Source organism: Brevibacterium ammoniilyticum, assembly GCF_038429965.1.
GTDB classification, from domain to species: domain Bacteria; phylum Actinomycetota; class Actinomycetes; order Actinomycetales; family Brevibacteriaceae; genus Brevibacterium; species Brevibacterium ammoniilyticum.
The window spans coordinates 206,488-222,080 of record NZ_BAABNP010000001.1; the positions used below are offsets into that span (position 1 = coordinate 206,488).

Here is a 15,593-nt window from a genome sequence, read left to right on the forward strand (position 1 = left end):
TTCCATGCTCGAGTCCACCGACTACAAGGTCGCCGACCTCAGCCTCGCCGAGGCGGGACGCCACCAGATCCGCCTCGCCGAACGGGAGATGCCCGGGCTCATGGCCCTGCGGGAGGAGTATGCCGATGCCGCTCCGCTCGCCGGTGCCCGGATCGCCGGCAGCCTCCACATGACCGTGCAGACGGCGGTGCTCATCGAGACCCTCACGGCCCTCGGCGCCGAAGTCCGGTGGGCCAGCTGCAACATCTTCTCCACCCAGGACGAAGCGGCCGCGGCCGTCGTCGTCGGGCAGGGCACACCCGCGGCGCCGAGCGGAGTGCCCGTCTTCGCGTGGAAGGGCGAGAGCCTCGAGGAGTACTGGTGGGCCGCCGATCGGATCTTCGACTTCGCGGACGGACCCACCCTCATCCTCGACGACGGCGGGGACGCGACGATGTACGTCCTCGAGGGCGCCGCCGCCGAAGCCGCCGGTCGGGTGCCGACCGCCGGCGAGGACGATCCGGACGAACGCCGCGCGTTCCTCGCCCAGATCCAGACCGCGATGACCGCCTCCCCGGGACGTTTCACCACACTCGCCGGGAAGATCCGGGGCGTGAGCGAGGAGACGACGACCGGGGTCAATCGTCTCTACCGCCTCGCCGAGGCGGGACGTCTGCCGTTCCCGGCCATCAACGTCAACGACTCGGTGACGAAGTCGAAGTTCGACAACCGCTACGGCATCCGCCATTCCCTGCCCGACGGGCTCAACCGCGCCACCGACGTCCTCATCGGCGGCAAGGTCGCCGTCGTCGTCGGCTACGGCGATGTCGGCAAGGGTGCCGCCGAGGCCCTGCGCGGGCAGGGCGCCCGCGTCATCGTCACCGAGATCGACCCGATCTGCGCGCTCCAGGCGGCGATGGACGGCTACCAGGTGGCCCTGCTGCCCGAGGTCGCCGAGACCGCTGACATCGTCATCACGACGACCGGCAACACCCGCGTCGTCGACGTCGATGTCCTCCAGCGACTCAAGCCCGGAGCCATCGTCGGCAATGTCGGCCACTTCGACGACGAGATCGACCTCGCCGGTCTGCGCCGCCTCCCCGGAGTGAGCGCGACCGAGATCAAACCCCAGGTCCACGAATGGACGATCCCCGTGCCCGCCGAGGCAGGACTCGAGCGGGAGACCACCCAGATCCTCGTCCTCTCCGAGGGCCGGCTGCTCAACCTCGGCAATGCCACGGGCCACCCTTCGTTCGTCATGAGCGCCTCATTCAGCAACCAGGTGCTCGCCCAGATCGAACTGTGGACCCACGGCGAGGACTACACGATCGGTGTGCACCGGCTCGGCAAGGATCTCGACGAACTCGTCGCCCGCCTCCACCTCCCGGCGCTCGGGGCCAGGCTGAGCGAGTTGACGAAGGATCAGGCCGAGTACATCGGCGTCGACGTCGCCGGCCCGTACAAGCCCGAGCACTACCGCTACTGACGCAGCCGCAGACCGTGCGGCAGCCGGTCGACGCTGGCGGCGAAGGCAGCGGCCCGCGCGCCTCGGCGCTGCGCCTTCTCCCGGTCGGCCACCCGCCCGCGGGCGACGACGGCTGCGAGGAACTGCTCGGGCAGGGTGCCCTCCGGCGGGGCGGGAGCGACGTGCGGATTGAGCTCTACTGCGAGCTCGATCGCGCGCTGCCAGCGTGACTCGTGCGTGAGCCCCGGGGCGATGGAGAGGAACTGGACGATCCGGCGGCGCAGTCCCGTCGGCACGCCCGAGACGTCGGTGACCTGCAGCCACGGCAACAGCTGCGGGGCGACATGGGCGTCGACCGGCGGCGGGGGCGTCGCCCGCTCGCTCACGGCGATGGTCCCGGCCATATAGTCGCCGAGGCGCTTCGTCTGCGGGGAGAGGAGACCGGTCAGGGCGGCGATCCCGCCCCCGGTCGCGATGACCTCGAACTGCCACAGCAGCGCCCGGACGAACGAGTGCCGCACCCGGATCGCCCCGCCGTCGTCGCGGACGATCCGCAGACCGAGGATGAGCTTGCCCAGCGACCGGCCCCGGGTGAGGACCTCGACGAGCATGAGCAGGAGGACGAAGACGCTCACCGACATGATCGTCATCACCGCGGTCAGCAGCAGACCGTTGAGGTCGAGGATGCGCAGCAGAAGCCAGAAGGTCGCCAGCAGCAGCCCGATGTTGACGAGCGTGTAGGCGACGACGTCGATGAGGCAGCTGAGCGCGCGAGCGGCCAGGGCCGCGGGTTGGACGCTGAGTTCGACGGCCTCGCCTGTCACCAGAGTGCTCACCCCACCATCCTGGCACACCCGACCCGCCTCCGAACGACGATCCGGGGGCGTGGGCATCGTCTAGGGTGGAGGCATGGATCCCAACCTGCTGGCCGAACTCCACGGCGAGAAGTGGCGGGAGCTGTCGGACCTGGCCCGTCGCAACCGGCTCGATCCGGCGCAGTCGGCGCGGTTCCTCGACCTCTACCGGGCGGCGTCGAAGGACCTCTCGCAGATCATGACGGTGGCCCCGGACTCCCTCGAGGCCGCGAGGCTCTCGACGATCGTCCACCGCGCCCGGAACCATCTCTCCTCCGTTCCCGCAGGCGGCCTGTCCGGTCTCAGCCGGTTCTTCGTCGTCTCCCTTCCCGTCTGCCTCTACCGTCTGCGCTGGGACGTCCTTGCCGTGACCGTCTTCTTCCTCGCCGTGTCCGTGCTCGCCGGCGTGTGGGCGGGTACCCACCCCGAGGTGCTCGAGACCTTCGGCGACCGCGCCTACCGGCAGCAGTTCGCCGAGCACGACTTCGTCGAGTACTACAAGGAGAACCCCAACGGCTTCTTCGCCGTGGGCGTGTGGACGAACAATGCGTGGATCGCCGTCCAGTTCGTCCTCCTCGGCGTCACCGGCGTCTTCGTCCTCCAGGGGCTCATCGTCAACGCCGTCAACGTCGGCTTCTCCGGGGCGATGATGTTCGAGTTCGACCGCGGGGCCGACTTCTTCCTCTACATCCTCCCGCACGGCATCCCGGAGATCAGCTGCATCATGCTCGCCGCCGCCGCGGGTCTGCGCCTGTTCTTCGCGTGGGTGGTCCCGGGCCCGCAGCTGCGTCGGACGAAGCTCGCCACCGAGGCGAGGTCCCTCCTCGTCGTCGCCGGCGGGCTCGTCATCATGCTCTTGGTCTCCGGCCTCATCGAGGGCTTCGTCACCCCCAATCCGCTCCCGCCGGTGCTCAAGATCGGCATCGGCGTCGCCTGCACCGCCGCGGTCGTCGTCTATGCGGCCGTCCTCGGCCGGCGGGCCTGGTCAGCGCGGCTGTCAGCGGATCTCGACGCGCACGAAGCCGGATACGAGATCGTCGCGACCGACCGCTGAGTCGTCACCGACCGCTGAGCCGCGTCTCCCGTGCCCGCCGAGGCGGTCGGTAGTCCGGGATCCCGGACCTCAGAGCCGCCCGGTGGCTTTGAGGCCGATGTAGAGGTCGGCCAGCGCCCCCGGCAGCCTCTCGGGAGGGGCGCTCACCGAGTCGATGCCGAGGCCGCGCAGGCGTGCCCGCACGGCCTCGGCGGTGAGCAGCTCAGCGGCGGCCGCGGCGGCGGTGAAGACCTCCGTGGCATCTCCGCGGTGCGTCGTGAGCTCGTCGAGCTCCGGGTCGCTCACCGCGGCGAGGACGACCCGGTGCCGGGAGGTCAGTGCGGGCAGGATCGGGAGGATCTCCTCGGCGACGGTCGCCTCGTCGAGCGCGGTGAGGAGGACGACGAGGGCGCGCTGCCGGGTGGTGGCGAGCACGGCGGCCGCGATCTGCTCCCAGTCGGCGTCGTAGAGCTCCGGGTGGACGGGGGTGAGAGCCACGGAGAGATCGTGGACGGGGTCCTTCGCCCGGTGGGAGGAGGCTCTGGCGCGGACGCGGGCGTCGGCGACGAGAACCTCGACGCGGTCCCCGGCCCCGGCGGCCAGCGCGGTGAGCAGCAGCGCTGATTCGAGGGCGGCATCGAAGACCGTGCCCTCGCCCGAGCGCCGTGCCGAGAGCCGTGAGGAGTCGAGGACGATGACGACGCGGCGGTCGCGTTCGGGACGCCACGTCTTCACGACGAGGTCCTGGGCGCGGGCACTGGCCCGCCAGTCGATCGAGCGGACGTCGTCGCCGTCGACGTAGTCGCGCAGCGAATCGAACTCCGTGCCCATACCGCGGATCATCACGGCCGAGCGGCCGTCGAGCTCCCGCAGCTTCTGCTGCTTCGACGGCAGTTCGCGGCGGGAGAGGAAGGGTGGGAGGACGCGGATGTCGGCGGGCACGCTCATGCTCCGCTGGCGGGCGATGAGACCCAGGGGGCTCAGCGTGCGCACGGTGACGAGGTCGGCGCTCAGCGCTCCGCGGCGCCGCGGGGAGAGCACCGTCGTGATCTCCCGGGTCTCGTGCGGGGCCAGCGTCGCAGTCGTCCGCGTCTCATGGGCCCCGGCGCTCGGCGGCCACGCGTCGCGCACCCGCACCCGCAGGGTGCGCTCGGAGTCGTTGACGATGGTGAGCACGCTATGGGTGTCATCGCCGAGGCGGACCATCGGTCCCGGGGTGCGCTGGAGGCCGATGAGGGCCGGGGAGGGGGCGAGGAACCGGTCGACGACGGCGAGGAGGACGATGACGCCTAAGACGAGAAGTCCCGTCGACCATGTGGGCACGAGCATGACCGGGATGATCCCGGCCACGGTGAGCAGGAGCAGACGCGTCGTCATTCAGCGCGGCACTTCGGTGGTGGACACGATCGAGTCGAGGACGTGGCCGACGCTCAGCCCGTCCATCTGCGCTTCGGGGCGGAGGATGACCCGGTGGCTCAGCGTCATGGGGACGAGGAACTTCACATCGTCGGGGGTGACGTAGTCGCGGCCGCCCAGCCAGGCGTACGCCCGGGCGGCGGCGAGCATCCGGGTGGCCCCGCGCGGGGAGACGCCGAGTGCGAGAGAAGGCGCCTGACGGGTCGCGCGGGCGAGGTCGACGATGTAGGCGATGATCTCGGGGGCGATGTGGACGGCGGCCACGGCCTGCCGGGCCCGGGCGATCATGTCCGGGGTGAGCACCGGGGACAGGCCGGCGGCGGACAGGTGCGAGGCGTCGAAGCCGCGGGCATGCCGGTCGAGGATCTCGAACTCGCGGTCGCGGCCGGGCAGGGTGAGGACGAGTTTGAAGAGGAAGCGGTCGAGCTGGGCTTCGGGCAGCGGGTAGGTGCCTTCGTACTCGAGCGGGTTCTGGGTGGCGGCGACGATGAAGGGCTCGGGCAGGGCGCGGGAGCGCCCGCCCACGGAGACCTGATGCTCCTCCATCGCCTCGAGCAGGGCCGACTGCGTCTTCGGCGGGGTGCGGTTGATCTCATCGGCGATGAGGATGTTGGTGAACACGGGCCCCGGCCGGAACTCGAAGTCCGCGGCGGCGGCGTCGTAGACCAGCGACCCGGTGACGTCGGAGGGCATGAGGTCGGGGGTGAACTGGATGCGGGTGTGGGAGAGGTCGACGGCGGTGGCGAAGCTGCGTACGAGCAGGGTCTTCGCGACCCCGGGCACGCCCTCGAGGAGCACATGGCCCTGGCAGAGGAAGGCGAGGAGGAGACCGGTGACCGCGTCGTCCTGCCCGACGACGGCCTTGCCGATCTCCGCGCGCACCGCGGAGAAGGCCGCCCGCAGCGGATCAGGTGCCACCGCCTCGGCGGGAGGGGTCGGAGGCTGGGCGGGGGCCGGGGGAGTCGCGGGGTGCGGCCGGGGATCTGTGCTCATGGGATCTCGCTTTCGATCGTGCTGATGAGCTCGGAGAGCTCGGTGAGTTCGCGGTCGTCGGCCGGCTGACCGGTGGTGAAGGCGTGCGCGAGCTGCGCGGGGTCGCGGCCGGTGGCGGCGGCGATGCGGGAGAGGATCTCCGCTTCCCCGACCTCCGGGCCCAGCGCGAGGCGGCGGGCGATGGACAGCAGTGCGGCGGTGCGCAGGGCGTGGAGGGCACCGCTGCGGTCATGGCTGCGCTGCGCGAGCGCCGCCCGACCGCGGACGGTCTCGATCGCGGGGACGATGACGGGCAGGCGTTCGAGAGCCAGCGGCCCGAATCGCCGGCCGATCACGAGGAGTCCGACGAGGAGGCAGGGCAGGAGCCACAGGGCGCCGGCGACGAACCAGTCCGGCAGGTAGTCCAGCGTCGACGGCGGGGCGGCGTCGCCGGGGTCGGGGCGCGGGTAGAACACGACGAGGCGCTCCTCGGCCGAAAGGGTGGACAGGGCGAGGGCGGCGTTGCCGTTCTCGGTGATCGTCCCGTTGCTCACCCATTCGGGACTGCCGAGGACCGTGAGCGGGAACCGGCCGCCGTCGTCGACGACGAGCAGACCGGCTTCGGCAGAGTCGGTGACGCCGGGCCCGGAGAACGGGTAGCACCTGAGCACCTGGTTCGCGGCCGCCTCGGTGGGGGTGTAGAGGCTCTGACCGGTGCTCACATCACCGGCGGCGCGGGCAGCAGGCAGGGTGCAGTCGGGCTGGGACACCGGGTCGGGCTGGGCCAGGGGAGCATCGGGGGCGAGCTCGATGCGGGTCGTGAAGGCGGCGATGCCGGGACCGGGGTCGACGAGGACGAGCCGGTTGCCCCCGGTGCGCAGCGCCGAGGTGAGACCGGCGACCTCGGATTCGGAGAGGAGGTCCGTGCCGGTGGGGATGAGCAGGGTCGTGCCCGGGCGGGCGGCGGCGGCCCGGGCGGCGGCGACGTCCTCGGTCGTGGTCACCTCGGTGTCGTGGTCGGTCAGGGTCTCGACGAGGGCCTTCATCCCGTCGCGGGCCGTCGAGTCGTAGTGGAGCGGGTCGGAGGCCTCCCGGTTCCCGGTCATGAGCATCGTGAGGATGACGGCGACGAGGACGACGACCGCCGCGACGATCCACACCCCCGCCGAGCGGAGGCGGGCACGCAGAGGCGTGGTCGTCGCCCGCCGGGTGCCGCGCGTGGCGACGTCGATGCCCGCGCTCATCGCCGTCCGCCCGAGGGCTGGGGGACCGGGATGTGCGTGAGCTCGGCGTCGAAGGCGGAGAACTCGGCGTAGAGGCTTCGCAGCTCCTCAGGCGTGCGGTCCCGGGCGGAGCCCCGGCCGAATACGAGGTCGTTGAAGACCGTCGCGACCTCGCTCAACTGCCGGGCCCGCGACGGCAGGACCGCGGAGGCGTGGACGGCGATCTCGGTCGCCGTCGACGCGGATTCGAGGTCGACGATGCGACGGGCGCCGAGGACGGCGAAGATCGCCCGCGAGCGGTCGACGACGGCCCTGCGGTGGTCGCCGGCCGCCGCGGCCGCCTCGGCGCTCTCCCGCCACGGCCCCGGTTCGGGGGAGGCGACGACGGCGTCGAAGGCCGCCAGCGGCACGTGCGCCCGGCGCAGGCCCAGCACCCGGACCCGCCAGACGATGAGGGCGATGATCGCCGCGACGGCGAGGACGACGAGGAGGAGCAGCCAGGGGGAGTTCCCGGACAGTGCGGCCGAGAGCAGCCCGGTCATCGTCTCGTCGATCCACCGTCCGATCCGCTCGAGCAGGGTGAGGTCGTTCGCGGAGTACTCCGCCCGGCTGAGTTCTTCTTCGAGCCACTGCCGCCCGGTGTCGCGGTCGACGGCCGCGGCGAGCGGAGCGGCGGTGAGCTGGGCGAGGCCGAACGGGGCGGCGGTGAGGAGGGTCATGCGGCCGACACCTCCTCTCGGCGGATGAGCTCGAGGTCGAAGCCCTCCGCGCGCATCCTGGAGTCGAAGTAGCACACGCTCACGAGGCAGGAGAAGTAGCCGAAGAGCACCGCCTGCGAGACCGTGGTGAGCGCGAGCACGACCCCGCCGGCGACGATCCCCACGGTGCCGAGCACGACGGCGTCGGCGCCGCTGGTGGAGATGACGACGAAGGCGAGCACGCTGAGGATGATGAGGAGGGGGGAGATGATGAGCTGGACGAGCTGGTTGGACAGGAGGTAGCCGAGGGCCAGCTGGCCGAAGGTGCGCCAGAAGCCGCGAGCCGTCAGCGTCCAGGTCCGCCGCAGGCCCGCGCGCACGCCGAGGCCCTCGATCGCGATGGCGGCCCCGAGGAAGGCCAGGCGCAGGTTGAGCCACACGGTCGCGCAGATCCACAGTCCCAGCGCCCCGAGTGCGAGGACGACCGCGAGCACCGGAGAGTCGACGAGGGCGAGGAGGATCGAGGGCAGGCCGAAGAGGACGAGGAGGACGAGGTCGACGGCCGTGACGAGCGCCGAGGCGAGCACGAGGCGCCATCGCCGACCCCGCAGCTGCGTCCAGCACTCCCGCAGATTCGTGCGCCTGGCCCCGAAGGAGGCCTGTGCTGCGACGGCGACGATGCCCGAGAGCAGGTGGGCGAGGCCGAGGCTGAGCAGGCTGAGGATGAACGATCCGGCTTGGGCGAGCGTCGAGAAACCGGTCAGTGCGTCGTCGTTGCCGCCGAGGTCGTCGAGGAACGGCAGGAACGCGATCGTCGCGGCGGTGAGCGCGGCCGTGAGCAGCAGCGTCCAGAGGGTGAAGACGATGAGCGGGGCGCCGATGGCAGGGCCCGGGACGAAGCGCAGCAGCCGGAAGCCGGAGTCGAGGACCTCGAAGAACGTCAGCGGACGCTTCGGCAGCACTCCGCGCCGCAGCGGAGGCTGCCATGGGCGCGGGGAGGGGGCCGGGCCGCGGGCCTGCCACCGGCCGGTATGCCAGTCGACCTGCGAGGTCCATGCGTTCTTAGCTCCCATCACCGACCATCCTGCCATGGATGCCGGCGCCGCGGCCCGGGGGTGAGTGTCATGGTCGAAACTTCTGCTGACTTTGGGAGACAATGGAGGTATGAACGCTCGTATCCTCGTAGTTGATGATGACACGGCCCTGGCCGAGATGATCGGTATCGTGCTCAAGAGTGAGGGCTTCGAGCCCTTCTTCTGTGCGACCGGCGACCAGGCCTTCGACGAGTTCCAGAAGGTGGGACCCGACCTCGTCCTCCTCGACCTCATGCTCCCGGGCAAGGACGGACTCGAAGTGTGCCGTGAGATCCGCGAGGTCTCGTCCGTTCCCATCATCATGCTCACCGCGAAGTCGGACACGGTCGACGTCGTCCTCGGCCTCGAGTCCGGCGCCGACGACTACGTGCCGAAGCCGTTCAAACCCAAGGAGCTCATCGCGCGCGTGCGCGCCCGCCTGCGCATCTCCGAACCGCAGGCGCCCGAGCTGCTCACCGTCGGCGACGTCGTCGTCGACGTCGCCGGGCACACCGTGACCAAGGGCGGGGCGCCGATCTCGCTCACCCCGCTCGAATTCGACCTCCTCGTCGCGCTCGCCCGCAAACCGTGGCAGGTCTTCTCCCGTGAGACGCTGCTCGAAGAGGTCTGGGGCTACCGGCATGCCGCGGACACCCGGCTCGTCAACGTCCACGTGCAGCGTCTGCGGTCGAAGATCGAACGCGATCCGGAGAAGCCGGACATCATCGTCACGGTGCGCGGCGTCGGATACAAGGCAGGCCGAGCCGCGTGAAACCCACCTCCGCCGTGCGCGGAGCGCTCCGCACCACCGCTGCAGGTCTGAAGGCGTTCTGGGAGTTCGTCCGCAGATCCTTCAGCTACTCCCTGCAGGTCCGCATCGTCGTCCTCACCGTCGTCCTCACCTCGGTGGCGATCTTCGGGGTGGGCACGTACATGTCCCAGCAGATCTCGCGGGGACTCTTCGATACCCGCCTGAAGTCCCTGTCCTCCCAGGCCGGGACCGTCGTCTCCGAGCTGCGCAGCGTCGCCCCGGCCGACGGGCAGGCGGTGACGCAGGAGACCCTGTCCGCGCAGCTGTCCTCGATCTACAACCGCACGACGGGGTCGGTCTACGCGCTCTCGCTCGTCCCGAAGGACCCGAACTCAGCGTTCTCGACGATCAGCGTGGGCATGGACTCCTCGGCGGAGTCGCTGCCGGCGATGCCGGTCAGCGACGACCTCGAGGAGGCCATCAGCCAGGCGCCGACCGATGACATGCTCTACCAGTCGGTGAGCCTGCCGGCCGATTCCGGCCCGGGCCTGCTCATCACGCAGGAGCTGACGATCCCCGGTGCCGGGCAGTTCCAGCTCTACTACCTCGGCGACCTCCGCGAACAGCAGGGCACCCTCGACTTCGTCCAGCGTTCGATGCTCGTCGCCGCCCTCGTCCTCGTCGTCCTCGTCGGCGCCGTCGCGTGGATCGTCACCCGCCTCGTCGTCACCCCTGTGCGCACCGGCGCCGAGGTGGCCCGGCTCATCGCCGACGGCGACCTCGACGAGCGCATGCCCGTCCACGGCAACGACGAGATCGCGGTGCTCGGGGAGAGCTTCAACGACATGGCCGACACCCTCCAGCATCAGATCCAGCAGATGGAGCGGCTCTCCGTCCTCCAACGCCAGTTCGTCTCCGACGTCTCGCACGAGCTGCGCACCCCGCTGGCCACGATCAGGGCCGCCGCCGACCTCATCTACGACGCCCGCGACGACCTCGACCCCGTCACCGCCCGCAGCGCCGAACTGCTCAACTCGCAGGCCGAGCGCTTCGACAATCTGCTCTCCGACCTCCTCGAGATCTCCCGCTACGATGCGGGGGCCGCCGCGCTGGTCGCCAAGCCCGTCGACGTCTGCGCGATCGTCACCTCCGTCGTCGAGAACGTCTCGATGGTCGCCGACCAGATGTCGACGCACATCGTCGTCCACGCCCCGTCGTCGCCGGTCATGGCCGAGATCGACCGGGTGCGGATCACCCGGATCATCCGCAACCTCGTCGTCAACGCGATCGAGCACGGTGAGGGCAAGCCGATCGACGTCTACGTCGCCTCGAACGCCGAGGCGGTCGCGGTGAGCGTGCGCGACCACGGGGTGGGGATGAACGAAGAGCAGGTCGAGCACGTCTTCGACCGGTTCTGGCGCGCCGACCCCGCCCGCAAGCGCACCCTCGGCGGCTCCGGCCTGGGACTGGCGATCTCGCTCGAGGACGCCCATCTCCACAACGGCTGGCTCCAGGTGTGGGGCAACCCGGGGGAGGGCTCGTGCTTCCGCCTGACGATTCCCCGCCGCCCCGACCAGGAGATCACCTCCTCGCCGCTGCCCCTGCCCCCGCGCGACGCCCAGATCCGCGGGGCCGCGCTCGTGGCCGGACCCCTGTCCTCGGACGGATCCGTGCGGATCCAGACCGGGTCGATCCCGATCGTCGTCGAGACCGAGCCCGAGGAGTCCGAGGAGCCGCCGGAGACACCGCCCAGCGCAGAGGCCCGAACCACCGCCGACACACCGCAGGAGGGACGAGGATGAGCACGCCCGCGCACCTTCGCCGACTGACCGTCATCGTCCTCGCAGCGCTCTCCGCGCTCGTGCTCTCGGCCTGCTCCTCGATCCCCACGGACTCGCCGGTTGGTCACATCGAAGCGCAGACGAGTGAGCCGGGAGCCGACAGCGCCCGTGCACCCGATGGTCCCAAGCCCGGTGACAGCGTCGGGGAGATCGTGCGCGGCTTCCTCGCCGCCGGCGCCGGGACGGCGAACAACTTCGCCGTCGCGAAGTCCTTCCTCACCGAGGCCGAAGCGCAGGAGTGGAATCCGCTCGCCTCCGTCTCCGTGCTCTCCGGCGACACCGAGGTCGACTCGCTCAACTACGAGGTGACCTCGGATCAGAAGACGCTGACGATGTCGGTGCCGGTCGTCGGCATCGTCGACTCCTCGGGGATCTTCTCCTCCGCGACCCCGAGCACACGGTCGAACCTCGAGTTTTCGCTGCGTCAGGAGAACGGCGAATGGCGGATCTCCTCGGCCCCCAACGGCCTCGTCATCTCCCCGACGACGTTCCGCACGATCTTCCTCAACTACTCGCTCGAGTTCTTCACCTCGGACTTCTCCTACCTCGTCCCCGACTCGCGGTGGTTCCTGCGCTCCTCGTCGACGCCAACGGCGATCATCAACGAACTCCTCGCCGGTCCCGCCCCCTACCTCGCCGGGGCCGTCGTCACGGCCGCCCCCGATGGGGCGAAGCTCAACGACTCGAACGTCGTGACCATCGAGAGCGGAGTCGCCCACGTGTCCCTGGGCAACCTCACCCCGGCGCCGACGGACCGGGAGAAGGGGCTCATCAGACAGCAGATCTCCTCGACGCTCAAGGCCATCCCGTCGATCTCGAGCGTCGAACTCACGATCGGCGGGCAGGTCGTCTCCGAGAGCCTGCAGCCGAAGACCGACTCCTCCGTCCAGGTCGACGGTCCGCCCGTCGTCATCGCCGGTGACCGGATCTCGCGGATCTCGGGCACCACGGTGGCCCGCGTCGAGAACAGTCCGGACCTGAAGGGTGCCGAGGCGAGCGATCCCGCCGTATCCTTCGATGACTCGCTCTACTCCTACCTCTCCGGCGGCGGCAGGGAGCTCAAGCGCCTCAAAGCCGACTCCTCCGATCCGCGCACGGTGCTGCGCGGCGAGGGGCTCGTGGGTCCGAGCATCGACCGCTTCAACTCGATCTGGACGGGGGAGCGGAAGAACAAGGGCGAGATCATCGCCGTCGGCCGCGACGACGAGGTCTACCGGGTCTCCGCCGACTTCCTCTCCGGCCGCGAGCTCATGGACTTGGAGATCTCCCGCGACGGGACGCGACTGGCCGTGCTCAGCAGGCAGGGCAGCGAACCGGCGCGCATCGACGTCGTCGGCATTCCCCGTGACCGCGCGGGCAACCCCTCGGCCTCCCTCGCCGATGCTCCGCTCGAAGTCGGGTCGTACTTCTCGCAGATCCGCGACATCTCGTGGGCGGGATCGACCTCTCTGGCGGCCCTGGCGCAGATGCCCGGGGAGACCGTGCAGCCCTACCGTGTGGGCGTGTCCGGACCACCCGAGCAGCTCGGTCAGCTGCCCGGCGGCGGCGATCGGATCGCCGCCGGCGAGGACGGTCGGTCGATCCTCGTGACGAGCAGCGCGGGGGAGATCTACTCGTACAACTCGAACGCGTGGCAGAAGCTCATCGACGTCACGGCGAAGGATCCCGCCTACCCGGGCTGAGGCCGCCGATGGGTCTGCTCAGTGAGGTCACGGAGCTGTTCCTGCCGCGCCGGTGCGCCGGCTGCGGACGCGAGACGGTGTCGCTGTGCACGGCGTGCCTGCAGCTGCTCGCGGGAGTTCCGCGCGCCATGGAACCGCGATACGGAACGCTGCCCGTCGTCGGTGTCTCGGAGTACAATTCTCGGCTGTCCCACATGGTGGTCAATTTCAAGGACAACGGGCGCCGCGACATCCTCGACCCGCTCGCGCTCGCGCTCACCCGGGCCGTCGTCGCGGCCCTCGATCTCGCCGGCCATCGCGGCGGACCCGTCCTCCTCGTGCCCGCTCCCAGCTCGCCGCGGGCCAGGCGACGCCGGGGAGGATCGCACACCGCGGCGCTCGCGCTGCGCGCCGCTGAACTCGCCCCCGAACTGTCACTCGAGGTCATCGACGTCCTGCGCACCTCGCGGCGACGCGATCAGGTGGGCCTGGGCGCACACGCCCGGGAGGCGAATGCGGCGAAATCGCAATTCCTCAGCCGGGATGTCGACGCCGAGGGAATTGTGCGAATGCGGACGAAGACTGCGACGACGGTGCTCGTCGATGATTTCTCGACCACCGGGGCGACCTTGGCCGAAAGCGCACGAGTCTTGACATCGGTGCAGGTCAGGCCCACTGCAGCCGCGGTCATCGGGCTCGGCCGTGGGGGCACTCGATTTGTCTCTCCCTTTACTGTATAACGGTGTTTACCCATCCAAGGGAATGGGATCGGATTCATCCGAAGAACGAGTCGCTAAGGACCCATCATGGACATTGTTGTCACCGGACGCCAACTGACCATCTCCGACAGCTTTCGCGCGCACATCGAAGACAAGATCGCCAAGGTCGAACAGCTCGCACCGCGGGCGCAGCGTGTCGAGGTCCACGTCGCTCATGACAAGAACACGAAGCAGCCGGAGACGAGCGAGCGGGTCGAGCTCACCGTCGTGGCCAAAGGGCCGGTGATCCGCGCCGAGGCGATGGCCAGTGACAAGTACGCAGCCCTCGACCTCGCATGGGCGAAGCTCGTCGAGAGACTGCGACGGGCCCGGGACAGGAACAAGGTCTCCCGCGTGGGACGCCACCGCAAGGAGTCCACCGCCGAGGCGCTGGCGAAGATGCCGATCGCCGACGCCGGTGCGGACGCGGACACCGCGGGCGAGGCGGACGCACAGGTGAGCACCGACCGGACGAACGGCCGGATCAAGGCCGAAGGCGATTCGCCGGTGGTGTTGCGGGAGAAGTCGTTCGCCGCCGCCCCGATCGGCATCGAGGAGGCCCTCAACCGGATGGAGCTCGTCGGTCACGACTTCTACCTCTTCATCGACGAGGCCTCGCAGAAGCCCTCCGTCGTCTACCGCCGCAAGGGCTGGAGCTACGGCGTCATCGCCCTCGACGAGGACCTCGAACCCGAAGAGGTCCTCACCGAGTGAGACCGGGCGCAGATCCGCAGAAGGCGGCACTCCCATTCCGGGGGTGCCGCCTTCTGCCTGCCGCGGTGTCGCACACGCCTCGAGGCGGGCGCGGTGGGCGGATCAGCCGTTCGCGCGGGAGGGACCCCAGGTGACGATGCGCCACAGCTTCTCGAGCGGGCCCTGCGTGAAGAACCGCAGCCATATCGCGGAGACGACGATCTGGATGAGGAGGATGACGCCGCTGAGCACGAGGCCTGCGAGGTAGCCTCCCTGGTCGTCGTAGGCCGAGAGGTCGGGCACGAGAGCGTGGGCTGCGACGAGGAGGAGGGTCGCCCCGACGTAGTTCGACAGCGCCATCCGACCCAGCGGGGCGAGCAGTGCCTCGAGCACCGCCTTGGCCGGGGTGAGCATGAGCAGCATGATGATGACGACGTAGGTCAGGGCCATCGTGATGCCGAGGCCGGCGTTGATCCACTGGTCGATCTGACGCGTCTGGAAGTCGGTGAGCATGAGTCCGGCGACGCTGATGGCCGCGGCGACACCGCCGACGACGGCGAGCAGTCCGGGATGGGCGAGGGCGCGGCGGACGAGGTCGGTGTAGCCGACGGCGAAGCCGAGGAGGAAGAGTCCGGGGATGATCGTCAGGCCCCCGCCGGTGGCGATGGCGCCGAGCAGCAGGATGCCGCCGGCCGCCGAGGTGATGGCGGGCAGGAAGCGGGCCGGGATGAACGTGGCGGGCAGGAGGACGACGAGCGCGGTGATCGAGTAGGGCAGGAGCGCCTCACCCGGCTGGAGGAGCATGTGGCCGGCGCCGAGGACGCCGAGGAAGAGGAAGCGGCGCAGGAGCGCGAGGCGGGGCTTCGTGCTGCGGCGGTCGGCGGAGAGCCACATGATGCCGAAGCCGATGCCGAAGAGGAAGGAGAAGATCGGGAAGAAGCGGTTCTGGACGAAGTCCTGGCTGAGCGCGTAGAGCGGGTAGACCGCGTCGTTCGCGTCGACGGAGGACAGGCCGAACATCGGCGGCAGGTTGACGAGCAGGATGCCGCAGAGGGCGAATCCGCGCAGCACGTCGAGGGCGGCGATGCGGCGGGTCCGGCGCAGGGGCGCGTTGTCGATGGTCGGGTCTGTGTCAGGCGTGGGTGTTCTCATGGTTCCCATCCTTCCGGCTCTCAG

14 protein-coding genes are annotated in these 15,593 nt (G+C 70.1%); 7 read left to right on the forward strand and 7 right to left on the reverse strand.

All coding sequences use genetic code 11. From position 1 onward, the window contains the following. Window positions 1–4: 4 nt before the first annotated feature. On the forward strand, window positions 5–1,465 hold the full coding sequence (gene ahcY, locus AAHA49_RS00925; RefSeq protein WP_339392990.1) for an adenosylhomocysteinase: 1,461 nt from the start codon (window positions 5–7) through the stop codon (window positions 1,463–1,465). Here the strand turns inward: ahcY and AAHA49_RS00930 are convergent. Further along, window positions 1,459–2,280, reverse strand: a complete 822-nt coding sequence (locus AAHA49_RS00930; RefSeq protein ID WP_339392991.1) for an RDD family protein — start codon at window positions 2,278–2,280, stop codon at window positions 1,459–1,461. The two genes, ahcY and AAHA49_RS00930, sit on opposite strands and share 7 nt — an antisense overlap. A 73-nt stretch (window positions 2,281–2,353) precedes the next feature. Between AAHA49_RS00930 and AAHA49_RS00935 the strand changes: the two genes are divergently transcribed. Then, on the forward strand, window positions 2,354–3,352 hold the full coding sequence (locus tag AAHA49_RS00935) for a stage II sporulation protein M (protein ID WP_339392992.1): 999 nt from the start codon (window positions 2,354–2,356) through the stop codon (window positions 3,350–3,352). Between the two features lie 69 nt (window positions 3,353–3,421). Here the strand turns inward: AAHA49_RS00935 and AAHA49_RS00940 are convergent, their stop codons facing one another. The 5 genes from AAHA49_RS00940 to AAHA49_RS00960 are packed head-to-tail and all read right to left on the reverse strand — an operon-like array spanning window position 3,422 to window position 8,713. Then, window positions 3,422–4,708, reverse strand: a complete 1,287-nt coding sequence (locus AAHA49_RS00940; RefSeq protein ID WP_339392993.1) for a DUF58 domain-containing protein — start codon at window positions 4,706–4,708, stop codon at window positions 3,422–3,424. Next, on the reverse strand, window positions 4,709–5,740 hold the full coding sequence (locus AAHA49_RS00945) for an AAA family ATPase (protein ID WP_339392994.1): 1,032 nt from the start codon (window positions 5,738–5,740) through the stop codon (window positions 4,709–4,711). Then, window positions 5,737–6,963, reverse strand: coding sequence for a DUF4350 domain-containing protein (locus AAHA49_RS00950; protein ID WP_342036879.1), 1,227 nt, complete (start codon window positions 6,961–6,963; stop codon window positions 5,737–5,739). Before AAHA49_RS00950 ends, AAHA49_RS00945 begins: the two co-directional genes overlap by 4 nt. Then, window positions 6,960–7,661, reverse strand: coding sequence for a DUF4129 domain-containing protein (locus tag AAHA49_RS00955; RefSeq protein ID WP_339392996.1), 702 nt, complete (start codon window positions 7,659–7,661; stop codon window positions 6,960–6,962). The genes AAHA49_RS00950 and AAHA49_RS00955 overlap by 4 nt, the downstream gene beginning before the upstream one ends. Further along, on the reverse strand, window positions 7,658–8,713 hold the full coding sequence (locus tag AAHA49_RS00960) for a hypothetical protein (RefSeq protein WP_342036880.1): 1,056 nt from the start codon (window positions 8,711–8,713) through the stop codon (window positions 7,658–7,660). Before AAHA49_RS00960 ends, AAHA49_RS00955 begins: the two co-directional genes overlap by 4 nt. Window positions 8,714–8,804: 91 nt before the next feature. Here AAHA49_RS00960 and mtrA point away from each other — a divergent pair, with 91 nt between their 5' ends. From mtrA to hpf, 5 genes are all read left to right on the forward strand, one after another. After that, entirely contained in the window at window positions 8,805–9,485 is a 681-nt protein-coding gene (gene mtrA / locus AAHA49_RS00965) for an MtrAB system response regulator MtrA (protein WP_009374854.1), read from the forward strand. Continuing rightward, complete coding sequence (gene mtrB, locus AAHA49_RS00970; RefSeq protein WP_342036881.1) at window positions 9,482–11,266, forward strand: MtrAB system histidine kinase MtrB; 1,785 nt, start codon at window positions 9,482–9,484, stop codon at window positions 11,264–11,266. Before mtrA ends, mtrB begins: the two co-directional genes overlap by 4 nt. Next, window positions 11,263–12,987, forward strand: a complete 1,725-nt coding sequence (locus AAHA49_RS00975; RefSeq protein ID WP_342036882.1) for an LpqB family beta-propeller domain-containing protein — start codon at window positions 11,263–11,265, stop codon at window positions 12,985–12,987. Before mtrB ends, AAHA49_RS00975 begins: the two co-directional genes overlap by 4 nt. An 8-nt stretch (window positions 12,988–12,995) precedes the next feature. Next, window positions 12,996–13,706, forward strand: a complete 711-nt coding sequence (locus AAHA49_RS00980) for a ComF family protein (RefSeq protein ID WP_342036883.1) — start codon at window positions 12,996–12,998, stop codon at window positions 13,704–13,706. Between the two features lie 66 nt (window positions 13,707–13,772). Next, a complete protein-coding gene (hpf, locus tag AAHA49_RS00985) occupies window positions 13,773–14,438 on the forward strand; it encodes a ribosome hibernation-promoting factor, HPF/YfiA family (RefSeq protein WP_342036884.1) in 666 nt (221 codons plus the stop codon). A 102-nt stretch (window positions 14,439–14,540) separates the two neighbouring features. Here hpf and AAHA49_RS00990 read toward each other — a convergent pair whose 3' ends face one another. Next, the gene (locus AAHA49_RS00990; protein WP_339393002.1) at window positions 14,541–15,569 is read right to left on the reverse strand and encodes a DUF418 domain-containing protein; all 1,029 of its coding nucleotides are present in this window, start codon (window positions 15,567–15,569) and stop codon (window positions 14,541–14,543) included. Window positions 15,570–15,593: the final 24 nt, after the last annotated feature.

Excerpts from the sequence above, each read along its gene's own strand:
- ahcY (WP_339392990.1), top strand. The coding sequence starts at position 5 with ATGCTCGAGTCCACCGACTACAAGGTCGCCGACCTCAGCCTCGCCGAG.
- AAHA49_RS00935 (WP_339392992.1), top strand. The coding sequence starts at position 2,354 with ATGGATCCCAACCTGCTGGCCGAACTCCACGGCGAGAAGTGGCGGGAG.
- AAHA49_RS00940 (WP_339392993.1), bottom strand. The coding sequence starts at position 4,708 with ATGACGACGCGTCTGCTCCTGCTCACCGTGGCCGGGATCATCCCGGTC.
- AAHA49_RS00945 (WP_339392994.1), bottom strand. The coding sequence starts at position 5,740 with ATGAGCACAGATCCCCGGCCGCACCCCGCGACTCCCCCGGCCCCCGCC.
- AAHA49_RS00950 (WP_342036879.1), bottom strand. The coding sequence starts at position 6,963 with ATGAGCGCGGGCATCGACGTCGCCACGCGCGGCACCCGGCGGGCGACG.
- AAHA49_RS00955 (WP_339392996.1), bottom strand. The coding sequence starts at position 7,661 with ATGACCCTCCTCACCGCCGCCCCGTTCGGCCTCGCCCAGCTCACCGCC.
- AAHA49_RS00960 (WP_342036880.1), bottom strand. The coding sequence starts at position 8,713 with ATGGGAGCTAAGAACGCATGGACCTCGCAGGTCGACTGGCATACCGGC.
- mtrA (WP_009374854.1), top strand. The coding sequence starts at position 8,805 with ATGAACGCTCGTATCCTCGTAGTTGATGATGACACGGCCCTGGCCGAG.
- AAHA49_RS00975 (WP_342036882.1), top strand. The coding sequence starts at position 11,263 with ATGAGCACGCCCGCGCACCTTCGCCGACTGACCGTCATCGTCCTCGCA.
- AAHA49_RS00980 (WP_342036883.1), top strand. The coding sequence starts at position 12,996 with ATGGGTCTGCTCAGTGAGGTCACGGAGCTGTTCCTGCCGCGCCGGTGC.
- hpf (WP_342036884.1), top strand. The coding sequence starts at position 13,773 with ATGGACATTGTTGTCACCGGACGCCAACTGACCATCTCCGACAGCTTT.
- AAHA49_RS00990 (WP_339393002.1), bottom strand. The coding sequence starts at position 15,569 with ATGAGAACACCCACGCCTGACACAGACCCGACCATCGACAACGCGCCC.